Below are 5,529 nucleotides of genomic sequence, written 5' to 3' on the forward strand. Positions count from 1 at the left end.
GCTCCCACAGGTTCCGTTGTCTGCCACAAAATCTGCGAACAACACAAACCCCCTGTGGGAGCGGGCTTGCTCGCGAAAGCGTCGGGTCAGTCAGCATCGATGTTGGCCAAGAATTGGATTTCTCTCGGATGTCTGTCGCCTGCATAGGCGTCTTCTGAAGGCTTACGCCCCGGATGGCGTAGGAAGTTTCTGTATTTCCTACATTCAGGTTTTACCCGCTGTCACTCAGGCAGAATCGCTCACCCAGGGTGTTTTGGCATTCTGGCTGTAGGACGCGCTGTAGGACCTGCGAAATTTCGGGGCAAAGTCCTCGGAGATTTCCTTCGAACTGCGGCGATTGGCATGAACTGGTGGGCGTTGGGTTGGCGGGATAGGCTTTTCCCCGTCGCCGCGAAAGCGGTGACTGGGCGTAGGAAACCCTCACAACTTACCGCTTATCAGCTCCGTTTTGCGGCGGCTGTGCGCGGGACACGTTTCGACGTGGCTGAGTTGGTGAGTTCTCAGTTTCCTACTCCCGCGCACGGCTGCCACCCAAGCCCGTAGGAAAGGCCGTTGGCAGCTTCGATTGCTCACCTAAGGACTTTCAACCATGTCAAAACTTCACCCCGATCCACCCTACGAAAAACCATTGCCTCCTCCGGGCAACCGCTACATGGCCATGACCGGCAATTGCAGCGACATGCCCACCTTCTTCATCGACACCCACGTCCCGCTGGACATCCTGTTGGAAGCCGCCAACTACCGCATCCGCGCGGTAGTCGAGGTCCTGGAAAACCTGTCCATGCGCGGTTCGATCGAGTGTGAATCCTTCATCCTCAGCGACTTTGCGCTGATGTGCGCCATACCGTTGCGTGATGGGTGTGATGTGCTGGATATCATCAAGCGACGGATGCGCTAACCACCGTCCCCCTGTAGGAGCGAGCATGCTCGCGATGAACCCGAGAACACCGCGGGGTGTCAGGCGCCCATCGTTATCGTTGACGTCCATCGCGAGCATGCTCGCTCCTACAGGTTCGGTGGTGATGGTCTATTTGACCAACCGCGTCTCCTTCGACGGCCGATACCCGAAATACGAGCTGTAGCACTTGCTGAAATGGCTCGGCGACACGAACCCGCAAGCCACCGACACCTCGACGATGCTCAAGGTCGTGTGCTGCAGCAATCGCCGCGCTTCGGTGATGCGCAAATCCATGTAATAGCGCTGCGGCGTGGTCCCCAGCTGCTCCTTGAACAGCCGCTCGATCTGCCGCCGCGAACGCCCCGCATACTCGCAAAGCGCCTCCATCTCCAGCGGCTCTTCGAGGTTGGCGTCCATCAGGTTCACCACCTCGCGCAACGGCCCGCAAACCGAAGCATTCAACGAAGGCTTGATACGCCGATAACGCGACGCCTCGAACGCCAGAATATCCTCGATGCCATCGGTCAACGCCTTGTCGTGCAGCCCGCGAATCCACTCCAGCGCCATATAAAACGTGCCGTTCGGACTGGACGCGGTCATGCGGTCCCGATCCACCACGTAGGCTTCGCTGGTGACCTGGGTCATCTTGGCGATCTCCGCCAGTGCCGGGCGGTGCTCGGGGTGAATCGCGCAACGATAGCCATCGAGCAAACCGGCGCGCCCAAGGAACCACGCGCCATTCCACACCCCGGCCAGGGTCACGCCCTGTTCGGCGGCGTCGTGCAACAGATTGATCAACGCCTCATCGGCCTTGAGCGTGGTCCGGTAACCGCCGCAGACCACCAGCAGATCCAGCTCCTGAATCTCGGCGTGACTCAGGCACGCATCCGGCCGAATCACCAGCCCCAGGTCGCTGATCACTTCCCCTTCGGCCAAACCGAAGGTCTTGGTGGAAAACAGCTCGGGCCGCAGCAGGTTGGCCGTGACGATCGTGTCCAGCGCCTGGGTAAACGCCGGCAGGGAAAAGTGCTCCAGCAGCAAAAACCCGGCCCGGGCCCGCACCGACTGGCCTTCATGCTCATTGAGGTAGCGCAGGTTCTTGCCCTTCATGCCACCGCTGAACTGACGTCGCTCTACCAACGCACGCCTCGCTTCGTCGTACCGACGACCCTGTGATTGAACGCCTTGCTCACTGTCACTCCTTGCCCATGAAAACCTGAATCTGTATCGGAAAGTGTTCGACAGCTGGGCTGTTTACGCAAGTTGAAGGCCGATGGCAATCGAACGATGCCATACGGTGTGCCATGCACCGTGTCCCCCGAGCCATTATTCACATTACGTGCGCAAAGCAATCACTTTATGGCGCTTGATGCAGGATTCGCGACGAATAAGCTATGGCCATGTTTCCGTGATCTCGCCAAAACAAGAGTCCACTCCATGACCCGCCCAAGAACGCTCTATCAGAAGCACATCGACAGCCACACCGTTTGCGAACTCGACGATCAGGGCCATGTGCTGTTGTACATCGATCGCCAGGTCGCGAACGAATACACCAGCCCGCAAGCCTTCAGCGGCCTGCGCGAAGCCGGACGCACGGTCTGGCGCCCTTCGGCGACGCTGGCGGTGGTCGACCATGTGAACCCGACCGCGCCCAACCGCATCGCCACCATGCCCGATGCCGGCGGCGCGCGGCAGGTGTCGTACTTCGCGGAGAACTGCCGGGATTTCGGCATCGAACTGTTCGACGTGCTGGACAAGCGCCAGGGGATCGAACACGTGGTCGCCCCGGAACAGGGCTTCATTTTGCCGGGCATGGTGGTCGCGGCCGGCGACAGTCACACCACCACCTACGGTGCGCTGGGGGCTTTCGGCTTCGGCATCGGCACCTCGGAAATCGAGCACCTGCTGGCGTCGCAAACCCTGGTCTACAAGCGTCTGAAAACCATGCGCGTGACGGTCGACGGCGTGCTGGGCGCAGGCGTGAAGTCCAAGGACATCATCATGGCCCTGATCGAGACCATCGGTGCCTCGGGCGCCACCGGTTACGCAATTGAATTTGCCGGCCCGGCTATCCGCGACCTGAGCGTCGAAGCGCGCATGACCATCTGCAACATGGCCGTCGAGGCCGGCGCCCGGGGCGCGTTCATGGCGCCGGACGAAAAAGTCTTCGCCTATCTGCAGGACAAGCCACGGGCGCCGCAAGGTGAGCGCTGGGAGCAGGCGCTGGCCCAGTGGGCAACGTTGCACAGCGATGAAGGCGCCCTCTTCGACCGTGAAGTCCGCCTGGATGTGAGCACACTGGAGCCCATGGTCACCTGGGGCACCAGCCCCGATCAGGCCGCGCCGGTGGGCGGTCACGTGCCGAATCCCGCCGACGAGCCGGACCTGATTCTGCGTCAGGGCATGCAACGGGCCCTCGATTACATGGGCCTCGAACCCGGCATGCCGCTCAGCGACGTGGTGATCAGCCATGCCTTCATCGGCTCCTGCACCAACGCGCGTATCGAAGACCTGCGGGACGTCGCCCAGGTGGTGCGCGGCAGACAGGTGGCCGCTCATGTGCGGGCGATGATCGTTCCGGGCTCGACGCTCGTGCGCCAACAGGCGGAACGCGAGGGGCTGGCGCAGATTTTCCTCGAGGCCGGTTTCGAATGGCGGCAATCGGGCTGCTCGATGTGCCTGGCGATGAACGACGACGTGCTCGCCCCCGGCGACCGTTGCGCCTCCAGCACCAACCGTAACTTTGAAGGCCGTCAGGGCGCCGGGGCGCGCACCCACCTGATGAGCCCGGCCATGGTCGCGGCCGCCGCGATCACCGGGCATTTGACCGACGTCCGCACATTCGCTCTGGAGGCTTGAAGCATGCAACCTTTCACTACGGTCAGCGGCAGCGCCGCACCATTGCTGGCAGCCAACATCGACACCGATGTGATCATGCCCAAGCAGTTTCTCAAGGGCATCGATCGCCAGGGGCTGGATCGGGGGCTGTTTTTCGATCTGCGATTCCTGCCGTCGGGTGAAGCCAACCCGGCCTTCATCCTCAACCAGCCGGCATGGACGGACGCGGCATTTTTGGTGGTGGGCCCCAACTTCGGCTGCGGATCGAGCCGCGAACATGCGGTCTGGGGGCTCAAGCAGGTCGGCATCAGAGCGCTGATCGGCAGCAGTTTCGCGGGGATTTTCTTTGATAACTGCCAGCGCAACGGGGTGTTGGCGATTCAGCTCGATGAGCTGGAGCTGAAGCGGGTGGCGGAGGTTGTCAGCCAGGCGGAGACGGCAGGGATCAGCGTGAATCTGCCGGAGCAGACACTGGAGTTGGCCGATGGCAGCGTGATCCGTTTCGAGATCGATCAGTTGCGCAAGCAGGCGCTGCTGCTGGGGCTCGATGCGATTGGCACCACCTTGCAGCGGGCGGAGCAGATTCGCGGCTTCGAGGCGCGGCATCTGGCGCAGAATCCCTGGCTGGCATGACGCGATCCCCCTGTAGGAGCGAGCATGCTCGCGATGGTGGACCAGACACCACTGGCATCCAAGCAGCCCGCGTCATCGTTGGCGACCATCGCGAGCATGCTCGCTCCTACAGAGATTGGTTATTCGACCGACAGATCGCGGAAATACGCCTCCAGAAACTCCACACACACCCGCAATTTCGCCGACTGACTCAACCGCGTCGGGTACACCGCCCACACGTTGGCGCTCTGGGTGTAGTCGTGCAGCACCTGCACCAGTCGGCCCTGCTCCAGCATCGGTTTGACGTCCCACATCGAGCGCAACAGAATCCCGCCGCCGCTCAACGCCCATTCCAGAACGATCTCGCCGCTGTTGGATGACAGCGGGCCGCTGACCCGCACCGATTCTTCCTGGCCGTCACGCGTCAGGTTCCACACGCCGAACGCATTGTTGCGCTCCTTGAGCACCAGGCAATCGTGGTTCTTCAGGTCGTCCAGCGAACGCGGCATCCCGCGCCGTTCCAGGTATTCCGGCGTTGCGCACAGCACCCGCCGATTGCTCACCAGCTTGCGCCCCAGATGCTGCCCGGGCAGGTCATCACCGACGCGAATCTCAAGATCGAAACCCTCGCCGACGATGTCGACCACGCGGTCGAACACGTCCAGGCGGATCTCCAGTTTCGGGTAGGTCTGCGACAGTTTGCAGATGGCCGGCGCGACATGGTTGCGGCCGAAGCCGAAGCTGCTGCAGATGTGCAACGAGCCCATGGGTTGCTGGCGAGCCTCGGCGATTTCACCGACGAAATCGTCGAAATCACCCAACAGCTTTTCCGCCCACACCCGCACCCGTTCGCCGTCATCGGTCAGGGCAATGCGTCGTGTGGTGCGATGCAGCAGGCGCGTCGACAGCGTGGTTTCCAGCACGGAAATGCGCTTGCTGATGTACGCCGGCGAGTAACCCAGCTCTTCGGCGGCGCTGGCAAAACCGTTCTTGCGCACGACGGTGAGAAAAACCTTGAGGTCTTCAGGCAAGGGAAATTGATCACGATTCGTGTTCATACGCCTCATGGTTCCGCTGTTTATCACGAAATTCGCGAAGGATAGCATTCATCCCGAACACAGCGCTTTCCCCTAATGAAATGGCTACCCCCGCACCCCCTGTAATCGCTCGCTAAGCTTTCA

5 protein-coding genes are annotated in these 5,529 nt (G+C 61.5%); 3 read left to right on the forward strand and 2 right to left on the reverse strand.

The genetic code is table 11. The annotated features are described in order from the left end of the window. The first annotated feature begins 589 nt into the window (after positions 1-589). Positions 590-898: a hypothetical protein gene (locus ACW9JE_RS28140; RefSeq protein ID WP_457434620.1), complete on the forward strand. Its 309-nt coding sequence runs from the start codon at positions 590-592 to the stop codon at positions 896-898. A 129-nt stretch (positions 899-1,027) separates the two neighbouring features. On the opposite strand, the gene ACW9JE_RS28145 is transcribed toward ACW9JE_RS28140, so the two are convergent. Next, positions 1,028-2,038 (reverse strand): GlxA family transcriptional regulator, encoded by a 1,011-nt coding sequence (locus ACW9JE_RS28145; protein WP_457434621.1) that lies wholly within the window; start codon positions 2,036-2,038, stop codon positions 1,028-1,030. A gap of 297 nt (positions 2,039-2,335) precedes the next feature. On the opposite strand from ACW9JE_RS28145, the gene leuC reads away from it, so the two are divergent. Together leuC and leuD are read left to right on the forward strand one after the other, a co-directional pair. Then, on the forward strand, positions 2,336-3,757 hold the full coding sequence (gene leuC, locus ACW9JE_RS28150) for a 3-isopropylmalate dehydratase large subunit (protein WP_457434622.1): 1,422 nt from the start codon (positions 2,336-2,338) through the stop codon (positions 3,755-3,757). Positions 3,758-3,760: 3 nt separating this feature from the next. Continuing rightward, positions 3,761-4,369, forward strand: coding sequence for a 3-isopropylmalate dehydratase small subunit (gene leuD, locus ACW9JE_RS28155; protein ID WP_457434623.1), 609 nt, complete (start codon positions 3,761-3,763; stop codon positions 4,367-4,369). 119 nt (positions 4,370-4,488) lie between these two features. Here the strand turns inward: leuD and ACW9JE_RS28160 are convergent, their stop codons facing one another. Beyond that, a complete protein-coding gene (locus ACW9JE_RS28160) occupies positions 4,489-5,406 on the reverse strand; it encodes a LysR substrate-binding domain-containing protein (RefSeq protein WP_175379270.1) in 918 nt (305 codons plus the stop codon). Between the last annotated feature and the right edge of the window lie 123 nt (positions 5,407-5,529).

Source organism: Pseudomonas sp. SDO55104_S430 (assembly GCF_054070595.1).

Coding starts and splice junctions, on each gene's coding strand:
- ACW9JE_RS28140 (WP_457434620.1), top strand. CDS start 590: ATGTCAAAACTTCACCCCGATCCACCCTACGAAAAACCATTGCCTCCT.
- leuC (WP_457434622.1), top strand. CDS start 2,336: ATGACCCGCCCAAGAACGCTCTATCAGAAGCACATCGACAGCCACACC.
- leuD (WP_457434623.1), top strand. CDS start 3,761: ATGCAACCTTTCACTACGGTCAGCGGCAGCGCCGCACCATTGCTGGCA.
- ACW9JE_RS28160 (WP_175379270.1), bottom strand. CDS start 5,406: ATGAACACGAATCGTGATCAATTTCCCTTGCCTGAAGACCTCAAGGTT.